A 16,935-nucleotide genomic window follows, 5' to 3' on the forward strand; every position below is an offset into this window, starting at 1 on the left:
TAGGCCGGAATATCGGGATCGGCAATGTGTTTTGTTCGGATTTTCAGATGAGTAGCACTGAGTTCCCTACATTTTTCGTAGCGTTTCGGCCACAACCCAAGGTGGCCAAGGGGGCGGGAGGCGGAGGCGCGCCGCAGGGATGGCCGCGATTCGGGGCCTGCGCGGCTTGCACGCTGGCCGGGCCGCCGCTAAACGGAGGCAAACCATCAGGGGTGGCCCATGTCGATCGACACAGATACCGCGCGGAAGGTCGCGAAACTTGCCCGTATCCGGGTCGAGGAAGCGGCGCTGCCTGAGCTGGCGCAGCAGCTGTCGGGTATTCTTACCTTCATGGAGCAGCTGAACGAAGTGGATGTCGAGGGGGTGGAGCCGATGGTTTCCGTCACGCCGATGCGACTGAAGCGCCGGGCCGATATCGTGACCGACGGTGGCATTCAGGCCGAGGTGCTGAAGAACGCCCCCGAAGCCCGTGAAGGGTTCTTTGCCGTGCCGAAGGTGGTGGAATGACCGCGAATACCCTGACCATTGCCGCCGCCCGCGATGCGCTCCGCAAGGGCGAGATCACCGCGGTCGATCTGACCATGTCCTGCCTGACTGCCATTGACGCGGCCGATGCTCTGGGTGCCTTCGTGCACAAGACGCCGGAACTGGCGCTGGAACAGGCGCGGGCCGCCGATGCGCGGCTGGCCGTGGGCGAGGCGCCCGATCTTTGCGGCATCCCCCTGGGCATCAAGGATTTGTTCTGCACCAAGGGGGTGCCGTCGCAGGCCGCCTCCAACATCCTGAACGGCTTCCGCCCGGAATACGATTCCACCGTTACCTCGAAACTCTTCGGGGCAGGGGCAGTGATGCTGGGCAAGCTGAACATGGACGAATTCGCCATGGGCTCGTCCAACGAACATTCCTGCTATGGCCCTGCGGTCAACCCGTGGAAGGTGGACGATCGTCGTCTGACGCCGGGCGGGTCCTCCGGCGGCTCGGCCTCGGCGGTGGCGGCGGACCTTTGCCTTGCGGCAACCGGGACGGACACCGGCGGGTCGATCCGCCAGCCCGCGGCCTTTACCGGCATCGTCGGCATCAAGCCGACCTATGGCCGCGTCAGCCGCTGGGGCATCATCGCTTATGCCTCGTCGCTGGATCAGGCCGGTCCGATGGCCAAGACGGTGCAGGATGCGGCGATCCTGTTGCAGGGGATGGCGGGGCATGACCCGAAGGATTCCACCAGCGCCGATCTGGCCGTTCCGGATTTCGAGGCGGCGCTGACCGGCGATATCCGCGGCAAGGTGATCGGCATTCCGAAGGAATACCGGCTGGACGGCCTGTCGCCCGAAATCGCGGCCCTCTGGGACCGCGGGGTCGAGATGATGCGCGATGCAGGCGCCGAAGTGCGTGAGGTCAGCCTTCCGCATGCGAAATACGCGCTGCCCGCCTATTACGTCATCGCGCCCGCCGAGGCGTCGTCGAACCTCGCCCGTTATGACGGGGTGCGCTATGGTCACCGCGCCAAGCTGGCGCAGGGCGACGGCATCACCGAGATGTATGAAAAGACCCGCGCCGAAGGCTTTGGCAAGGAAGTGCAGCGCCGGATCATGGTCGGCACCTATGTGCTGTCGGCCGGATTCTATGACGCCTATTACAACCGGGCGCGCAAGGTGCGGGCGCTGATCAAGCGCGACTTCGAACAGGTCTTTGCCACCGGGGTGGAGGCGATCCTGTGCCCGACCACGCCAAGCGCCGCCTTCGGTCTGGGCGAGGTGTCCGAGGCCGATCCGGTCGAGATGTATCTGAACGACGTCTTCACCGTGACGCTGAATTTGGCCGGTCTGCCGGGCATCTCGGTCCCGGTGGGGCTGGACGCGCAGGGCTTGCCCCTGGGGCTGCAGCTGATCGGACGGCCCTGGGATGAGGCAAACCTGCTCAATCACGCCCATGTGCTGGAGCGGGCGGCGGGATTTGTTTCCAAGCCGGGGAAATGGTGGTAAGGCCGCGCAAAATGGCGCTCCCCTGCCTTCGGGCATGAGTCGGGGCGCGTGTTGCATGAGGCAGTGATGACGACCCGCGCCCTTTCCGTGTTCTCTCTTGTTGCGCTTGCCGCCTGTGCGCCCTCTGTGCCCGATTCCGGGGCAGGTGTCGGGTTTCAGGACTATGGCAGCTACATGAACACGCCCGCCGCCCCGGCGCCCGCGCCGGTTGCCGGTTTCGATCCTGCGGCCGCCTCTGCCGCCATCGACCGGGCCGAGGGCAAGCCCGCCGCGGCGGCCCCCGCCGCCCCTGCGCCGGTTGCAGCGGCCGGGACGGGCACCCGTCCCCGTGGCAATGCCCCCGCCGGGATCAAGGAAGAATCGGGTGAGGTGGCGCATTCCAGCCCGGAAATCTCGGACGAGAATGACTTCAGCGCCGTCTCCGCCCGTGAGACGATCGAAAGCGATGCCGAGCGGATTGCCCGCAACCGTGCCCAATATGTCGTGGTGCAGCCGAAAGACCTGCCGCAGCGACCGGGTGACACCGGGCCGAACATCGTGGAATATGCGCTGGCCACCACCCATACCCCGGGCACCCAGATGTATTCGCGGTCCAGCTTCGTCAAGAAGGACCCGAACGCGGCCTGCGCCAAATTCGCCTCGCCCGATCTGGCGCAGGCAGAGTTCCTGAAGCGCGGCGGTCCTGACCGTGACCGTCTGGGGCTGGACCCCGATGGCGATGGTTTCGCCTGCGGCTGGGACCCGCGCCCGTTCCGCACCGCCCTGCAGTGACAGAATTCCCCTCGCCGAATTTCGGCGAAAGGCGGGGGGGCGTCGTCCCCTCGCTGGTGGTGATCCACTATACTGCCATGACCAGCTGCGCCGCGGCGCGCGAGCGGCTGTGCGACCCCGCGGCCGAGGTGTCGGCGCATTGGCTGATTTCTGAGGATGGCGGGGCCGAGGCCTTGGTGCCGGAAGACGCACGCGCCTGGCATGCTGGCGCAGGCTGGTGGGCGGGCGGTGACGATGTGAACAGCCGGTCCATCGGCATTGAACTGGCCAACCGTGGCGACCATCCGTTCCCCGAGCCGCAGATGGCCGCGCTGGAGGGGCTTCTGCGCGGAATCATGGCGCGCTGGTCGATTCCCCCCGCAGGCGTGATCGGCCATTCCGACATGGCGCCTGCGCGCAAGCGCGACCCCGGTCTGCGGTTCGACTGGGGGCGTCTGGCGCGGCAGGGGCTGGCGCTGCGGCCCGCCGCCCTGCCAGCCGAGGGGGATTTCCGCGACCATCTGCTGCGGGCGGGCTATGATCCGGCGCTGTCCGATGATCTGCTTCTGACCGCCTTCCGCCTGCGGTTCCGGCCCTGGGGCGACGGTTCGCTCAGCGCCGAGGACCGGAAATTGGCCGCCCGTGTCGCGCAGGCGGCCGTTGACGCCGGGACGGGAACCGCCTAAGCCCGGCCCCGCGCGGATGGCTGGATGACCGCGGGGGGACCTGTGCCCCACGAGGAAAGTCCGGACTCCATGAAGAAAGGGTGCCGGGTAACGCCCGGCGGGGGCAACCCCAGGGAAAGCGCCACAGAGAAGAGTCTGCCCTGGTTCGCCGGGGTCAGGGTGAAACGGTGGGGTAAGAGCCCACCGCGGGACGGGCAACCGGACCGGCACGGCAAGCCCCGCCCGGAGCAATGCCGAATAGGGGCCTCGCGCGGGGCAGCGTCCGAAAGGATACCGCCGCAGGGAACTTCAGCCCGAGAGGCCCGGGTTGGCAGCTGGACCCCGTCCGCAAGGGCGGGGCTAGAGGAATGGTCATCCAGGGCAGGCAATTGCCCGGACAAAATCCGGCTTACAGGCCATCCGCGCGTTTCTTCCGGCGCCTTGCGCGCCAATCCAGCACCGCATGTGTGATGAACCCGACGACATAGGCAGCGATGGTCGTCAGCATCAACACGGCCCCGATATTGGCGGCCCAGTCCTGCATGTGATCCGGCAGTGCCTGAGCCAGCCGGTCTGGCAAGACTCCGATCACGAACGACAGCGACAACGGAATGACCAGCCCGAGGGCCAGCATGCGTGGCATCTTTTGTTCCAGCAGGCCGATGACGCCCCAGCCAGCAACGCCCATCACGGGCAGGAACAGCAGGGCCAGAAGAGCGTCGATCAGCCAGGTGCCGCCGCCTGTGCGCAGCGCCTCGTCCCGCAGCCGCCCGAGACCACCCAATGCCATGAGAAGCAGGATGATTATGGCCACCGGACTACTGCGCAGCGCCTCCAGCGTGCCGCGCCAGCCTGCCCTCTGCGGTTTCGGCGCCTCGGGGCGGCGGACGGGGCCGTGGACCCGCTCCAGCATCAGGTCCTGCAACACCTCATTCGGGCCGAAATCCCGCCGGAAAGCGCGGAAGTCGGACAGCCACTGAAACCGTGCGTCCAGCTGGCGCAGCAGGCCCGGGGTCAGCTCGCCGGACAGGAGCGGGTCGCGCTGCCCGGTGAAGGTCAGATGCCGCCGCACCCAGCCGGCCAGCCGCTTGCGCACCAGCCCTTCATGCCCGGTCATGGAGGGATGACGCAGCAGGGCGGCCAGCCGTGTCTCAGAGGACAGCAGGATATTGGGCCGCTCGAATTCGGTGAGCAGGGTCTGAATCACCTGCAGGTTCCGCGCGGCCTCCCGGTCCGCGATCAGGGCCTCGGGGCTGTGGAGGGGGTCGTCCTCTTCCTCTCCGTCGTCCCTCTGCGCCGCATCGCGACCCGGATCGCCCTTGGGCAGGATGTCCGGTTCGCCCGGATACTCCAACTGGGTCGAGGCGGGGGCGGGTGCTTCCGTATTCGATGGTCCCGCTTCGGCCGGAACTTCTGGCGAAGCGCGGATATCCGCGGCACCCTGCGCTGCGATCCCGGCAGGTGCTTGGGCCGGGGGAGGCGCGACGGGCACCATGTCGGCCGGGTCCGGCGGCGAAGCGGCACCTTCGGGCTGCGCTTCGGGGGGAAACGGCAGCGGCTGCTCCGCGGGCAGCAGAGCCGTGCCGCCCGGTTCGGGCTGCCCTGAGCGGGGCGAGAGGAGCGGCGATGGTTCCGCCGGGTCCGGGCGCGGCATGGGAAAGCCGGTCTCGCTGACGGAAAGCCTCTCCCCGGCGGGCGCCTCCGCCGTGGGCGGGGGCGGCGGGGTCCTGGGGGCGGGCTGGGCATAGCCGTGGCGCTGTGCGGCCTCATAGGCGGCGCGCAGCGCCGCGAATCCGGCGATGTCGGTGGCTTGGTCGATGGATTTCAGGCGCTTCGCATAGGCGCGCTTCACCTCGGCCAAGGTCGCGGGGCGGCCGGGCAGGCCCAGTACCTCCCACGGCCAGCCGCCCTTACCGGACATGATCCGCCTCGAACCGGTCCAGCGCGGCGTGGAGGTCCTTGCGCAGGGTATCCAGCGCGTCAGGGTCCTGCGCGTCCAGCGCCTCTTCCAGCCGCAGGATCAGCCCGGTGACCCAAGGCCGCGAGGGGCCGCGCGCCATGGCAAAGGCCGCATCCAGCCGCGCGCGCAGATGCAGGTTCGCCGCATCCTCGCGCGGGTGGTGTTTCAGCGCCTTCATCTTCTTCAGCGCCTTGGTGATCTCTGCCTCGGTCATCTCGCCGGCCAGCTGGCTGATCACAAGGCTGGCCTTCTTGCCGGTGGACAGCACGGTCACATCCACCTCCAAAAGGCCCGAGACATCATAGGTGAAGCGGACCTTCACCTTCTCATGCTCAGCCATGTTGCGGGGGACCTGCACCGTCAGCTCGCCCAGATGCAGGTTGTCGGCCACCACCGGCGCCTCGCCCTGATAGATGCCGAAGCGAAGCTCGGTCTGTCCGGGTTCGACTGTGCTGAAGGTTTCCTCGCGCGAGACGGGGATCACGGTGTTGCGTTCGATGATCGGGGCGAAATAGCCCGCATGCCAGCGATCGCCCCGGCGGTGCGCGGTGTCGATGCCAAGGGTGAAGGCCGAGACATCGGTCATCACCACATCGTCCAGCCCGGCATCACGCGCGACCAGCGCCGCCTGCACGGCCGCGCCAAGCGCCACCGCCTGATCGGGGTCCACGCCCGAGACCGGCAATTGCCGCAGCCGCCGCCCGGCATAGGCGCGGACGGGCTGCATCCGGGTGGCGCCGCCCACCAGCACCAGCCGGTCAATCTCGCCCGGCGACAGGTTCGCATCCGACAGCGCCCGGTCCAGCGGCACCGCCAGCCGGGCCAGAAGCGGGGCGGTCACCTCCTCGAACCGGTCGCGCGTCAGGGTCTGGTCGAGGGTCTGGCCGCCGACCTCGGCGGTGATCCGGGCTTCCGGCGCGGTGGACAGCGCGCACTTGGCCTGTTCGGCCAGTTTCAGCAGGGCAGGGCGCAACTCTGCGTCATGCGGGTCCAGCGCGGCGGTCTGGGCGATGTGGCGGGCCAAAGCCTCGGTGAAGTCTTCACCGCCAAGGAAGGCATCACCCGCGCTGGCGCGAACCTCCATTACGCCTTCGAACAGCTCCAGCACGGAAATGTCGAAGGTGCCGCCGCCCAGATCGAAGACCAGAATCCGGGATTCGCCCTCCCGCTCATGCAGGCCGTAGGCCAGCGCGGCGGCGGTGGGTTCGTTGATCAGCCGTGTGACGTTCAGCCCGGCGATCCGGCCCGCCGCCCGCACCGCCTTGCGCTGCAATTCGTTGAAATAGGCGGGGACCGAGATCACCGCATCGGTGACGGGCTGGCCCAGATGCGCCTCGGCATCGGCCTTGAGCGCGGAGAGGATCATCGCCGACAATTCCGGCGCGCGGTAAGCGGTGCCGCCCAGACGGTATTCCCGGTCGGTGCCCATGGACCTCTTGAACAAAGCCGCCGCCTGCGCGGGCGCGCTGCGGGCAATCTCGCGCGCGGCCTCGCCCACCACCAGCTGCCCGTCGCGGATCGCCACGACCGAGGGCGTCAGCACCTGCCCCAGAGGGTTGGGAATCAGCTCCGGCTGCCCGCCGCGGAAGACGGCGATCAGCGAATTCGTGGTTCCAAGGTCGATCCCGATGTGCAAGAGAGGCTCCGTCCGGCTGGTCCGGCCAGACTGCCCGCTTTGCCGCGGGATGCAAGTCGCGGAAACTGCGCGCAAGGCGCGGTTTCGCTGTTGACTCTCGTCCCGCCGCGCGTAAAAGGCGGGGCTCAGGATTTCGCGGGGGATCGCACGTTTCCCCGATGCAGGAGAGACGACTATGGCGAAGCCGACGACGATCAAGATCCGTCTGAACTCGACGGCGGGCACCGGGCACTTCTATGTGACCAAGAAGAATGCCCGCACCATGACCGAGAAGATGGTTGTGAAGAAATACGACCCCGTCAAGCGGGAGCATGTCGAATACAAGGAAGGCAAGATCAAGTAAGATCTGCCGATCCCGGGGTTCCCCGATCAGGGCCGTGCCGCAGGGTGCGGCCTTTTGCTTTTGCGGCGGTGCGGGTTCGGGCAGGCCGGGCAGGGGGCGCTGCCCCCGTCGCGTGCCGCGACTCCCCCGGGATATTTGGGCAAACTGGAAAGACCATGCAGCGCATCATGATTGTCGGGCAGCCCGGATCGGGCAAGTCGACCCTCGCCCGTGAACTGGGGCGGCGCGCCGGGCTGCCGGTGGTGCATATCGACCATATCCACTGGATGCCCGGCTGGGTGGAGCGGCCGCGGGACGAGAAGACCCGGCTTTGCCTTGAGGCGGAGGCGCGGGAGCGGTGGATCTTTGAGGGCGGGCATTCGGCGACCTGGGCCAGCCGGCTGGCGCGGGCGGATCTGCTGATCTGGCTGGACCTGCCGCTGGCACTGCGGTTCCGGCGGGTACTGGGGCGGACGCTGCGCTGGCACGGCCAGACGCGGCCGGACCTGCCTGAAGGCTGCCCCGAGGGCCTTGGCCGCGAGACGCTGGCCTTCTGGCGCTTCATCTGGCGGACGCGGGATTCGGCGCGGGACGGGATCGCGCGGCTGGTGGCGGGCAGTGCAAAGCCGGTGGTGCGGCTGCAAAGCCCGGCGGAGGTGGCGCGGTTTCTGGCGGATTGGCCGGCCGCGGAATGAAAAAGGGCCGGTCCTGCGACCGGCCCCTGGTCTTTATGTCCTGCCCGCTTATTCGCGGTTGCCCATGAATTGCAGCAGGAACATGAACAGGTTGATGAAGTCGAGGTAGAGGTTCAGCGCGCCCATGATGGCGGCCTTGCCCAGCCATTCCTGATCCGCCGCCATCGCGTGCTGGATATAGGTGTTCTTGATGTTCTGCGTGTCGAAGGCGGTCAGACCTGCGAAGATCAGAACACCGATCACCGAGATCGCGAAGGCCAGCGCCGAGGAGGCGATGAACAGGTTCACCAGCGAGGCGACGATCAGACCGATCAGGCCCATCAGCAGGAAGGTGCCCATCGCGCTGAGGTCGCGCTTGGTGGTGTAGCCGTAAAGCGACAGGCCCGCGAAGGCGATGGCAGTGATCAGGAAGGTCTGGGCGATCGAAACGCCGGTGAAGACCTTGAAGATCCATGCCAGAGACAGGCCCATTGCGGCGGCATAGGCATAGAAGAACAGCTGTGCGGCGGCGACCGACATGCGATTGATCAGCGCGCCGAAGGCAAAGACCATGACCAGCGGCAGGAACATGACCACCCAGCCCAGAATATTGGGCTGCAGCGTCATCGGGTCGCGGAAGATCCCGAGCAGAGCGTCCGAGGTGCCGACCGCCCAGGCCACGCCCGCGGTGATCAGCATGCCTGCGGACATCAGCCCGTAGACCTTGTTCATATGGGCGCGAAGCCCTTCGTCGATCTGGGCACGGGCGCCAGCACCGACGCCACGGACCGTTTCATATTGAGCCATTATAAGCCTCCGATGTTGTCCCTAAGGGCAACGCCGGGGGGACCGGCGCACCTAGTGCCATTGAATATCGGCAAAGCCGCGGCTCATTTCAAGGATTTCAGCCTGAAAAATGCTGTCATCCGGCAGGGTTCCCGGGTCAGCCGTGCCAGCGGGCGGGTGCGTCCCACCGCGGCGCCGGGGTGTCCGGCCGTTCGGCCGCGGCCAGCGCCTGGGCGCGGGTCACGCCGATGTCCGACAGCAGGTGGTCCTCCAGCTCGGCCAGGCGCCGGCGCGACCGGCGCTGCGCATCGCGGCGGAAAAGCCAGGTGAGCAGCGCACCGAACGAGAAACCGGCGGCAAAACGGCGGGCGGCGGCGGGGAAGGCGGCGGGGGCACGGGCAGACATGGCATTCTCCTTTCATCGGGTTCGGTGATGGTGGTTTCGGGTTCCATCAGCCGTATTGAACAGATGCCCCATTCTGATGCATGATGGAAACGAATGATTGTGATCTGTTGAATCAGGATTCGTGATATGCCGCGCAACCTCGACCTCACCGCCCTGCGCTCTTTTGTCACCGTGGCCGATGTGGGCGGGGTGACGCGTGCGGCGTCCTATCTGAACCTGACGCAATCGGCGGTGTCGATGCAGCTGAAGCGGCTGGAGGAAAGCCTTGGCCAGTCGCTGTTCCTGCGGGCCGCGCGCAAGCTGGCGTTGTCGCCGGAGGGGGAGCAGTTGCTTTCCTACGGCCGCCGCATGCTGGCGCTGAACGACGAGGCGCTGTCGCGCTTCTCCTCCACCGCCTGCGAGGGGGAGATCCGCCTCGGTGTGCCGCATGATGTGGTCTATCCGGCGATCCCCGGCATTCTGAAACGGATGGCGCAGTGCTATCCGCGGGTGAAGATCAATCTGGTGTCCTCCTTCACCATTCTGATGAAGCAGGATTTCGCCCGCGGTGAATTCGACGTGATCCTGACCACGGAACAGTCGCCCGATCCCGGGGCCGAGGTTCTGTCGTCGCGGTTGCTTGTCTGGGTGGGGGCGCCGGATGGCACGGCCTGGCAGCGGCGCCCGCTGCGGCTGGGGTTCAAGGACACCTGCATCTTCCGCCCGCGCGCGCAATCTGCGTTGGATGCGGCGGGCATTCCTTGGGAAATGGCCACCGGCGGCGAAAGCGAGCAGGCGGTGGAGGCGACGGTGGCCGCCGATCTGGCCGTCTCGGTCCGGATGGCGGGCAGCATCCCCGAGGGGGTTGAGGCTTTGTCCGGGGACAATCAGCTGCCTTCTGTCGGCGATATGAAGCTGGGCCTCTATCGTGCGAACCGCCGCAAGGATGAGGCGGTGGAAATGCTGCTGTCCGAGTTGCGGGCCGCTTACGGCGCCTGATCGCCCATGCTGATCACCACCTTGCCGGTGGCCCGGCGGCTGCGGATCATCTCCAGCCCTTCGGGCAGGGCATCGAAGGGCAGCACGGCCGAGACATGCGGGCGCAGGCGCCCGGCCTGCCACCAGTCGAAGGCCTCGGCCAGACTGCCGGTCAGCTCTTCGGGTGCGAAAGAGAGATAGCCGCCCCACCACAGGCCGATCACCGTGATGTTGCGCACCAGAAGCTGGTTCAGCGGCACTTTCGGCACCTCGCCCCCGGCAAAGCCGATGGCCAGCATCCGTCCGCCGGGCCGGGTGGCGCGCATGGCGGCATCAAAGCCGGGGCCGCCCACGGTGTCATAGGTCACGTCGATGCCGCCCAGATCGCGCAGCGCCTGTTTCAGGTCGGGCGAGTCGCTGTCCAGAACCTCATTCGCACCTGCGGCGCGCGCAATGGCGGCCTTCTCCGCGCCGCGGACCGAGGCGATGACCCGGGCGCCAAGGGCATGGCCGATCTCGACCGCGGTCAGGCCGACGCCACCCGCGGCGCCGGTAACGAACAGGGTCTCGCCCGCCCGCAGTGCAGCCTTCCGCGCCAAGGCCAGATGCGAGGTGCCGTAGGCGATCAGGAACCCGGCGGCGATGTCGGGCGGCATCTGCGGGGGCAGCGGGATCAGCCGCTCGGCAGGCACCACCGCCCAATCGGCAAAGGCGCCGCTGCGGACATGGGCGGCCACCGGCGTGCCCGGTGCCGGGCCTGCGGTGCCGGGACCAAGCGCCTCGACCCGGCCCGCAAGCTCCAGCCCCGGGGTGAAGGGCGGGGCGATCCGGTCCTGATAGCGGCCCTCGGCCATCAGAAGATCGGCAAAGTTCAGCCCGGCGGCCGCCACGCGAACCAGCGCCTCTCCGGGTCCGGGAACCGGACGGGCACCGCTGCGTTGAACCGGCATGCCACCCAGTTCATCTATTTGCCAAAGCCGCATGCCAACCCCCCCTTATTTGCGCTTGCAGCATAGAAGGCAGGGGAATTCCGGGCCAGTGGCTTTTGGTCTGGGGTGAAAAGTTTGCAAATTGCATCGCGTTTTGCACTGCAATTTGGGCTACACGCTAAGCGCGAGTTTCGCTGCTGATCGGCACTCTCTGGTTTTTCGGCCTTACAATTATACGAATGAATAATTGAGCCTGTCCAAAAGGACAGGTTTTGCGGGCCGCAGAAGGGGAGTCAATTTTTTCGTGACCATGCCAATTTTGGCACGGATCATGCTTATGTATCTGTAGGGGCAACCCACAGTAACAAAGTCCGAGGTTCCAGAATGAAGCATCCCGTAGACGCCCATGTCGGCAAGCGAATCCGTCATCGGCGGTGGATGGTCGGCATGACCCAGCAGCAGCTGGCGGATAAGGTCGGCATCAAGTTCCAGCAGATTCAGAAATATGAGACCGGGATGAACCGGGTCAGTGCCTCGCGGCTGTGGGATATTGCCGATGCCTTGGGTGTGCAGATCGCTTTCTTCTTCGAAGGCCTCGCCGAAAACCAGCAGACCGAGACGCCGCTTGGGGACATGATGGCCGACAAGGAGGCCCTGGAACTGGTGCGCTCCTATTATTCGATCCCCGAGGCGCAGCGCCGCCGTCTGTTCGATCTGGCCCGCGTCCTGTCCGACGCGGCCTGATTGCTGCGCTGCAACACCGCTTGACCGCCCGTCCGGCCCGCGTTAGCGCCGGAACGGGCGGACAGCGAGGACGGAATGACACTTTCTCAGGATGTGGCGGCAGAGCTGATCGCCACGGCGCATGAACTGGCGGATGCCGCACGGGTGGCGACGCTGGCGCATTTCCGCTCGGCCGGATTGGCGGCCGACAACAAGGAAACCGCCCGTTTTGACCCGGTGACGGTGGCTGACCGTCTGTCGGAAGAGCGGATGCGCGAGATCCTTGCCCGCCGCCGCCCGCAGGACGGCATTCTGGGTGAGGAATTCGGCAACAAGACCGGCACCTCGGGCCTGACCTGGGTGCTGGACCCGATCGACGGCACCCGCGGATATCTGTCGGGCACCCCCACCTGGGGGGTGCTGATTGCCGTGTCGGATGAAAAGGGTCCGGTCTACGGCATCGTCGATCAGCCCTATATCGGTGAACGGTTCGAGGGCGGCCTTGGCCGGGCCGAGGTCAACGGCCCGATGGGGCGCAGCCTGCTGAAGACCCGCGCCCCCCGCCCGCTGTCCGAGGCGATCCTGTTCACCACCTTCCCTGAAATCGGCACCCCGGCCGAGGGCGAGGCCTTCCGCCGCGTGGCGCCCAAGGCGCGGCTGGTGCGTTATGGCACCGATTGTTATGCCTATGCGCTGATCGCGGCGGGCCAGATTGATCTGGTGATTGAGGCCGGGCTGCATGCCTATGATGTGCAGGGGCCGATCGCCGTGATCGAAGCCGCCGGTGGTATCGTGACCGACTGGCAGGGCAATCCCTGCCCGATGGGCGGGCAGGTGCTGGCGGCTGCCAACCGGGAAATTCATGCCGAGGCCCTGGCGCTGCTGAACGGCGGCTGAGGGGGGCGCTGCCCCCCGCCTTCGGCTCCCCCCGGGATATTTCGGCCAGTATGAAAGCACTGCGGCGTTGCTGCGCGGGGGCACGGGCGCTATCCTGCATCTGCGGTGCCCGAGTCCTTCCCCCTTCTGTCGGCCCGCCGGTTCGTTCCACCGAAGGGGTTTGGGGAACGATATGTCCGATATTCTGATCCGGAAGGCGCGTGTCCTTGTGACCATGGACGGGGCGCGGCGGGAATTGGCGGGGGCCGATCTGCTGATCCGCGGCGGGGTGATTGCCGCTGTGGGCCACGGGCTTTCCGCGCCGGGGGCCGAGGTGGTGGAGGCCGCGGGCTGCGTGGTGACGCCGGGATTGGTCAACACGCATCATCACCTCTATCAGACGCTGACACGGGCGGTGCCGGGCGGGCAGGATGCGCTGCTGTTCGGTTGGCTGAAGACGCTTTATCCGATCTGGGCACGGTTCGGGCCGGAAGAAATGTTCGTCTCGGCGCAGGTCGGGCTGGCGGAACTGGCGCTGTCGGGCTGTTCGCTGACCTCGGACCATCTGTACCTTTACCCCAACGGCGCGCGGCTGGAGGACACCATTGCCGCCGCCGCCGAGGTGGGGCTGCGCTTTCATCCGACGCGCGGCGCCATGTCCATCGGCGAGTCGCTGGGCGGGCTGCCCCCGGATGCGCTGGTCGAAGGTGAGGCGGCCATTCTGGAAGACATGATCCGGGTGGTGGATGCCTTTCACGATCCGGCGCCGGGGGCCATGGTGCGGGTGGGGCTGGCGCCGTGCTCTCCCTTCTCGGTCAGCCGGGGGCTGATGCGGGATGCGGCGCTGCTGGCGCGCGACAAGGGGGTGATGCTGCACACCCATCTGGCCGAGAATGACGAGGATATCGCCTATTCCCTGGCGCAGTTCGGCTGCCGTCCCGGGCAATATGCCGAGGATCTGGGCTGGACCGGCCCGGATGTCTGGCACGCCCATTGCGTGAAGCTGGATGGTTCGGAAATTGAACTTTTTGCCCGGTCCCTGACCGGGGTTGCCCATTGCCCCTGTTCGAATTGTCGCCTTGGTTCCGGCATTGCGCCCGTGCGGGCGATGCGGGATTCCGGGGTGCGCGTGGGGTTGGGGGTGGACGGATCGGCGTCGAACGACGCGGGCAATCTGGCGGCCGAGATGCGGCAGGCGCTGCTTTTGCAGCGGGTCGCCCGCGGCGCCGATGCGATGAGCGCGCGGGAGGTGCTGGAGATCGCCACGCTGGGTGGCGCGCAGGTGCTGGGCCGTGACGATTGCGGCAGCCTTGTGCCGGGCATGCGGGCGGATGTTGCGGTCTGGGACGTCTCGGGGATCGAGGCGGCGGGGTCATGGGACCCGGTGGCGGCGCTGGTCCTGTGCGGGCCGCAGAGGGTGCGGCACCTGTTTGTCGAGGGTCGGCAGGTGGTGCGGGACGGGCAGATGGTCACACTTGATCTGGGCCGGGTGGTGCGGCGGCAGAACGCGCTGGCCGCCCGGCTGGCAAGTTAGTGTCGTCTAGCAAGTTAGCGGCGGAAGCCCGCCAACCCGGCCAGCAGCAGGATCACCGCGCCTCCGGCCCAGGCCCATGCGCCATAGCCCATGACCTCGGACAGGGCCTTTGCGGTGTCCTGAAGGCTCTGCCCTGAGGGGAGCGGCAGGCCGAGGTTCTGCACCCCTTCGCGCGCGCGCCACAGGCCCAGACCGACGATGCCGGTGGCAAGGCCGCCCGTCACCAGCGCCAGAAGGCGCGAGGGCAGGCCGACCACGGTCAGCACCAGGAACAGCGCGGCCAGCGGGAAGGTGGCCAGGAAGGCCACCAGTTCGCCCGGCGATTCGGTGACGAAGCGCTGCACCGTCTGAAGATCGGGGTTCAGCGCGCGGACCAGATCCCAGGGCACAAAGCCTGCGCCGGGCAGCGCGCTGCTGAGCCAGGGCAGGAACAGGCTGACGACCATGGCGGCAGAGGCAAGAAGGGCAAGGGCACGCATTGGCACCTCCATCTGGAAATACCGGCGGATCAGAGCCTTGCGACGCCCGCCGGTCAAGCGGATTTCCCGCGGCCCCTATGGTTTTCCCGGCCTTGCCGACAGGGGCCGGGCCGCGGCATGCAGGGGGAGCCGAACATGCGGAGACATGCGATGCGGAGTGCGACGCTTCTGATTCCCCTGATCCTTGCGGCGTTGCCGGCGGCGGCCGAGCCGGTTCTGGGTGAGGCGGGTGGCAACTGGGCCGGGGCCACGGGGCAGGGCTTTGCCTTCCGTGCGGTCCTAAGCGATCAGGAGGGCGCGGCGCGTCTGCAGATCTGGCAGGGCCTGCCGGGAGAGCCGTTGACCGGCGATCCGGCGTTCGATGCCACCGGACTGGTCTGGCGTGACAACATCATTGCAGGTGGCAGGCAGACGCTGGCGCTGCACGAAGGCCCGGCGCAGACCACGCTGCGGATCGTGACCGAAAGCGCCGATGAGATGGGTGAGGCGGTCGAGGAGCTGGGGATCCGCTTCATCGACAATCAGTTCACCGTAACCGGCTACAGCCTGCAGCTGACCGGGGCGCCAGACGGGGCCGACTATCTCTGCACGGTGGATCTGCTGGAAGATATCGCGGTGTTCAACGGCACTGCCCGCGCGCTGGAACCGCGGTCGGCCGAAGCGGACAATCTGTCGGACTGGACGCCGCAGGCCGCCTTGGACCGTGGCTATTGTCCGCCGCCGGATGCGGGGTGATTGCCCGTCCGGCCGGGGCGCGCTAGTAAAGGCCATGAGCCACGATTACGCCCGCCAGCGCCGCGAGACCTATGACACCTTCCGCCAGTCGCGCGGGGTGAAGCTGCCCGAACGCGCGGTGGTGGATTATGAATTCTTCATCGAGGAAAACGATGCCGACTGGGCCGCGCTGGAGCGTGAGCTGCGGGCCAAGGGCTTTCGCACCAAGCGGTTGAAGGATGGCGAGACGTTGGTCGCCTCCATCGGGCCGATCCCGGTCAATGCCGATGAAATCTGGCGCTGGGAAGAACTGGCCACCGGGCTGGCGCTGAAGCATGACTTCTATCCCGACGGGTGGGAGCTGGACACCTGAGCAAGGTGCATCTCGGGTCTACAATTTAGAATTGATCTAAATCATGGCGCCGCTCACGGCGGTGTGATCCTGTTCCGGGGCGCGCGAATGCCACCGATGAACGGAGAACCGCCATGCCTCGGCTGTTGTTGCTGACGCTCGCCACCACCACCGCAATCGCAGGGGCCGCCCGGGCCGATGACCTGCGCGACCTTGCGCTGGAGACTTTCAAACCGCTGCCCTCGACCGTGCCTGCGGTTGCCGGGAACCCGATCACCCCGGAAAAGATCGCGCTGGGGAAAGCCCTGTTCTTCGATCCGCGGCTCTCCGCATCCGGCGTGTTCAGCTGCTATTCCTGCCACAACCTGACGACGGGTGGTGATGACAATATGGAAACCTCGGTCGGTCATGGCTGGCAGAAGGGGCCGCGAAATGCGCCGACCGCGCTGAATGCTGTGCTGAACGAAGCGCAGTTCTGGGATGGGCGGGCCGAGGATCTGAAGGCGCAGGCCAAGGGGCCGGTGCAGGCCGGGGTGGAAATGGCCAATACGCCCGACAATGTGGTGGCCACGCTGTCCTCGATGCCGGCCTATGTGGACGGTTTCAAGGCCGCCTTCCCGGGCGAGGTGGATGCCGTGACCTTCGACAATATGGCCAAGGCGATCGAGGCGTTCGAGGCCACGCTGATCACCCCCGCGCCCTTTGATGCCTGGCTGAACGGCGACGACCATGCGCTGAGCGCGGAGGCGAAGGCGGGGCTGCAGCTCTTCATCGACAAGGGCTGCTCTGCCTGTCATTCGGGCGTGAATGTCGGCGGTCACGGCTATTATCCGTTCGGCCTGATCGAAAAGCCCGGGGCCGAGATCCTGCCGCCCGGTGACAAGGGGCGCTTTGCGGTGACCGAGACGGCGGATGACGAATATGTCTTCCGCGCCGCGCCTCTGCGCAACATCGCGCTGACCGCGCCCTATTTCCATTCGGGAAAGGTCTGGGATCTGTCGGTGGCGGTGGAGATCATGGCCGAAAGCCAGCTGGGCGAGGCGCTGGCCCCTGAGGAGACCAGACATATCGTGGCCTTTCTGGACAGCCTGACCGGCACCATGCCCGAGGTCACGCTGCCCGTGCTGCCCGCGGAAACCGCCACCACACCGCGGCCCACGCAAGAGGTGGTGCCGGACTGACCCCGGCGC

19 protein-coding genes and 1 other RNA gene are annotated in these 16,935 nt (G+C 67.0%); 15 read left to right on the forward strand and 5 right to left on the reverse strand.

Going from position 1 to position 16,935, the window contains the following annotated elements; translation table 11 throughout:
• The first annotated feature begins 219 nt into the window (after positions 1 to 219).
• The 6 genes from gatC (at position 220) to ACO2Q5_RS04905 (ending at position 5,003) form a co-directional block, all read left to right on the forward strand.
• Complete coding sequence (gatC, locus tag ACO2Q5_RS04880; protein WP_423288493.1) at positions 220 to 507, forward strand: Asp-tRNA(Asn)/Glu-tRNA(Gln) amidotransferase subunit GatC; 288 nt, start codon at positions 220 to 222, stop codon at positions 505 to 507.
• Positions 504 to 1,982: an Asp-tRNA(Asn)/Glu-tRNA(Gln) amidotransferase subunit GatA gene (gene gatA, locus ACO2Q5_RS04885; protein ID WP_423288494.1), complete on the forward strand. Its 1,479-nt coding sequence runs from the start codon at positions 504 to 506 to the stop codon at positions 1,980 to 1,982. The genes gatC and gatA overlap by 4 nt, the downstream gene beginning before the upstream one ends.
• 66 nt (positions 1,983 to 2,048) lie before the next feature.
• Positions 2,049 to 2,753, forward strand: a complete 705-nt coding sequence (locus tag ACO2Q5_RS04890) for a hypothetical protein (protein WP_423288495.1) — start codon at positions 2,049 to 2,051, stop codon at positions 2,751 to 2,753.
• Positions 2,750 to 3,418, forward strand: a complete 669-nt coding sequence (locus ACO2Q5_RS04895) for an N-acetylmuramoyl-L-alanine amidase (RefSeq protein WP_423288496.1) — start codon at positions 2,750 to 2,752, stop codon at positions 3,416 to 3,418. Before ACO2Q5_RS04890 ends, ACO2Q5_RS04895 begins: the two co-directional genes overlap by 4 nt.
• 12 nt (positions 3,419 to 3,430) lie before the next feature.
• An RNA gene (rnpB, locus tag ACO2Q5_RS04900) (RNase P RNA component class A) lies at positions 3,431 to 3,825 on the forward strand.
• A 35-nt stretch (positions 3,826 to 3,860) separates the two neighbouring features.
• The gene (locus tag ACO2Q5_RS04905; protein ID WP_423288497.1) at positions 3,861 to 5,003 is read left to right on the forward strand and encodes a hypothetical protein; all 1,143 of its coding nucleotides are present in this window, start codon (positions 3,861 to 3,863) and stop codon (positions 5,001 to 5,003) included.
• Between the two features lie 304 nt (positions 5,004 to 5,307).
• On the opposite strand, the gene ACO2Q5_RS04910 is transcribed toward ACO2Q5_RS04905, so the two are convergent.
• A complete protein-coding gene (locus ACO2Q5_RS04910) occupies positions 5,308 to 6,993 on the reverse strand; it encodes an Hsp70 family protein (protein WP_423288498.1) in 1,686 nt (561 codons plus the stop codon).
• A 175-nt stretch (positions 6,994 to 7,168) separates the two neighbouring features.
• On the opposite strand from ACO2Q5_RS04910, the gene rpmG reads away from it, so the two are divergent.
• On the forward strand, positions 7,169 to 7,336 hold the full coding sequence (rpmG, locus tag ACO2Q5_RS04915; RefSeq protein WP_023666545.1) for a 50S ribosomal protein L33: 168 nt from the start codon (positions 7,169 to 7,171) through the stop codon (positions 7,334 to 7,336).
• A gap of 155 nt (positions 7,337 to 7,491) precedes the next feature.
• On the forward strand, positions 7,492 to 8,010 hold the full coding sequence (locus tag ACO2Q5_RS04920) for an AAA family ATPase (protein ID WP_423288500.1): 519 nt from the start codon (positions 7,492 to 7,494) through the stop codon (positions 8,008 to 8,010).
• A gap of 48 nt (positions 8,011 to 8,058) precedes the next feature.
• Here the strand turns inward: ACO2Q5_RS04920 and ACO2Q5_RS04925 are convergent, their stop codons facing one another.
• Both ACO2Q5_RS04925 and ACO2Q5_RS04930 read right to left on the reverse strand, forming a co-directional pair.
• Entirely contained in the window at positions 8,059 to 8,796 is a 738-nt protein-coding gene (locus ACO2Q5_RS04925; protein ID WP_423288502.1) for a Bax inhibitor-1/YccA family protein, read from the reverse strand.
• A gap of 136 nt (positions 8,797 to 8,932) precedes the next feature.
• Positions 8,933 to 9,181 carry a DUF1127 domain-containing protein gene (locus ACO2Q5_RS04930; RefSeq protein WP_423288504.1) on the reverse strand — a complete coding sequence of 83 codons (249 nt, stop codon included), beginning with the start codon at positions 9,179 to 9,181 and terminating at the stop codon, positions 8,933 to 8,935.
• Positions 9,182 to 9,307: 126 nt separating this feature from the next.
• Here ACO2Q5_RS04930 and ACO2Q5_RS04935 point away from each other — a divergent pair, with 126 nt between their 5' ends.
• Positions 9,308 to 10,159, forward strand: coding sequence for a LysR family transcriptional regulator (locus tag ACO2Q5_RS04935; RefSeq protein ID WP_423288506.1), 852 nt, complete (start codon positions 9,308 to 9,310; stop codon positions 10,157 to 10,159).
• Here ACO2Q5_RS04935 and ACO2Q5_RS04940 read toward each other — a convergent pair.
• Positions 10,147 to 11,121 carry an NADPH:quinone oxidoreductase family protein gene (locus ACO2Q5_RS04940; RefSeq protein WP_423288508.1) on the reverse strand — a complete coding sequence of 325 codons (975 nt, stop codon included), beginning with the start codon at positions 11,119 to 11,121 and terminating at the stop codon, positions 10,147 to 10,149. The two genes, ACO2Q5_RS04935 and ACO2Q5_RS04940, sit on opposite strands and share 13 nt — an antisense overlap.
• 330 nt (positions 11,122 to 11,451) lie before the next feature.
• On the opposite strand from ACO2Q5_RS04940, the gene ACO2Q5_RS04945 reads away from it, so the two are divergent.
• From ACO2Q5_RS04945 to ACO2Q5_RS04955, 3 genes are all read left to right on the forward strand, one after another.
• Positions 11,452 to 11,811 carry a helix-turn-helix domain-containing protein gene (locus ACO2Q5_RS04945; protein WP_423288510.1) on the forward strand — a complete coding sequence of 120 codons (360 nt, stop codon included), beginning with the start codon at positions 11,452 to 11,454 and terminating at the stop codon, positions 11,809 to 11,811.
• A 75-nt stretch (positions 11,812 to 11,886) separates the two neighbouring features.
• On the forward strand, positions 11,887 to 12,687 hold the full coding sequence (locus tag ACO2Q5_RS04950) for an inositol monophosphatase family protein (protein ID WP_423288512.1): 801 nt from the start codon (positions 11,887 to 11,889) through the stop codon (positions 12,685 to 12,687).
• A gap of 172 nt (positions 12,688 to 12,859) precedes the next feature.
• Positions 12,860 to 14,200 carry an 8-oxoguanine deaminase gene (locus tag ACO2Q5_RS04955; RefSeq protein ID WP_423288514.1) on the forward strand — a complete coding sequence of 447 codons (1,341 nt, stop codon included), beginning with the start codon at positions 12,860 to 12,862 and terminating at the stop codon, positions 14,198 to 14,200.
• A 14-nt stretch (positions 14,201 to 14,214) separates the two neighbouring features.
• On the opposite strand, the gene ACO2Q5_RS04960 is transcribed toward ACO2Q5_RS04955, so the two are convergent.
• Complete coding sequence (locus tag ACO2Q5_RS04960) at positions 14,215 to 14,679, reverse strand: hypothetical protein (RefSeq protein ID WP_423288516.1); 465 nt, start codon at positions 14,677 to 14,679, stop codon at positions 14,215 to 14,217.
• A gap of 150 nt (positions 14,680 to 14,829) precedes the next feature.
• Here ACO2Q5_RS04960 and ACO2Q5_RS04965 point away from each other — a divergent pair, with 150 nt between their 5' ends.
• From ACO2Q5_RS04965 to ACO2Q5_RS04975, 3 genes are all read left to right on the forward strand, one after another.
• A complete protein-coding gene (locus ACO2Q5_RS04965; protein WP_423288518.1) occupies positions 14,830 to 15,414 on the forward strand; it encodes a hypothetical protein in 585 nt (194 codons plus the stop codon).
• A 34-nt stretch (positions 15,415 to 15,448) separates the two neighbouring features.
• Complete coding sequence (locus ACO2Q5_RS04970) at positions 15,449 to 15,766, forward strand: hypothetical protein (protein WP_423288520.1); 318 nt, start codon at positions 15,449 to 15,451, stop codon at positions 15,764 to 15,766.
• Between the two features lie 113 nt (positions 15,767 to 15,879).
• A complete protein-coding gene (locus ACO2Q5_RS04975) occupies positions 15,880 to 16,926 on the forward strand; it encodes a cytochrome-c peroxidase (protein ID WP_423288522.1) in 1,047 nt (348 codons plus the stop codon).
• The last annotated feature ends 9 nt before the right edge of the window (positions 16,927 to 16,935 follow it).

This window comes from Neotabrizicola sp. VNH66 (assembly GCF_049445895.1).
In the GTDB taxonomy this organism is placed as follows: domain Bacteria; phylum Pseudomonadota; class Alphaproteobacteria; order Rhodobacterales; family Rhodobacteraceae; genus Pseudogemmobacter.

Excerpts from the sequence above, each read along its gene's own strand:
- gatA (WP_423288494.1), top strand. The coding sequence starts at position 504 with ATGACCGCGAATACCCTGACCATTGCCGCCGCCCGCGATGCGCTCCGC.
- ACO2Q5_RS04950 (WP_423288512.1), top strand. The coding sequence starts at position 11,887 with ATGACACTTTCTCAGGATGTGGCGGCAGAGCTGATCGCCACGGCGCAT.
- ACO2Q5_RS04935 (WP_423288506.1), top strand. The coding sequence starts at position 9,308 with ATGCCGCGCAACCTCGACCTCACCGCCCTGCGCTCTTTTGTCACCGTG.
- ACO2Q5_RS04965 (WP_423288518.1), top strand. The coding sequence starts at position 14,830 with ATGCGGAGTGCGACGCTTCTGATTCCCCTGATCCTTGCGGCGTTGCCG.
- rpmG (WP_023666545.1), top strand. The coding sequence starts at position 7,169 with ATGGCGAAGCCGACGACGATCAAGATCCGTCTGAACTCGACGGCGGGC.
- ACO2Q5_RS04925 (WP_423288502.1), bottom strand. The coding sequence starts at position 8,796 with ATGGCTCAATATGAAACGGTCCGTGGCGTCGGTGCTGGCGCCCGTGCC.
- ACO2Q5_RS04905 (WP_423288497.1), top strand. The coding sequence starts at position 3,861 with ATGTGTGATGAACCCGACGACATAGGCAGCGATGGTCGTCAGCATCAA.
- ACO2Q5_RS04960 (WP_423288516.1), bottom strand. The coding sequence starts at position 14,679 with ATGCGTGCCCTTGCCCTTCTTGCCTCTGCCGCCATGGTCGTCAGCCTG.
- ACO2Q5_RS04930 (WP_423288504.1), bottom strand. The coding sequence starts at position 9,181 with ATGTCTGCCCGTGCCCCCGCCGCCTTCCCCGCCGCCGCCCGCCGTTTT.
- ACO2Q5_RS04920 (WP_423288500.1), top strand. The coding sequence starts at position 7,492 with ATGCAGCGCATCATGATTGTCGGGCAGCCCGGATCGGGCAAGTCGACC.
- ACO2Q5_RS04940 (WP_423288508.1), bottom strand. The coding sequence starts at position 11,121 with ATGCGGCTTTGGCAAATAGATGAACTGGGTGGCATGCCGGTTCAACGC.
- ACO2Q5_RS04975 (WP_423288522.1), top strand. The coding sequence starts at position 15,880 with ATGCCTCGGCTGTTGTTGCTGACGCTCGCCACCACCACCGCAATCGCA.
- ACO2Q5_RS04890 (WP_423288495.1), top strand. The coding sequence starts at position 2,049 with ATGACGACCCGCGCCCTTTCCGTGTTCTCTCTTGTTGCGCTTGCCGCC.
- ACO2Q5_RS04955 (WP_423288514.1), top strand. The coding sequence starts at position 12,860 with ATGTCCGATATTCTGATCCGGAAGGCGCGTGTCCTTGTGACCATGGAC.
- gatC (WP_423288493.1), top strand. The coding sequence starts at position 220 with ATGTCGATCGACACAGATACCGCGCGGAAGGTCGCGAAACTTGCCCGT.
- ACO2Q5_RS04945 (WP_423288510.1), top strand. The coding sequence starts at position 11,452 with ATGAAGCATCCCGTAGACGCCCATGTCGGCAAGCGAATCCGTCATCGG.
- ACO2Q5_RS04970 (WP_423288520.1), top strand. The coding sequence starts at position 15,449 with ATGAGCCACGATTACGCCCGCCAGCGCCGCGAGACCTATGACACCTTC.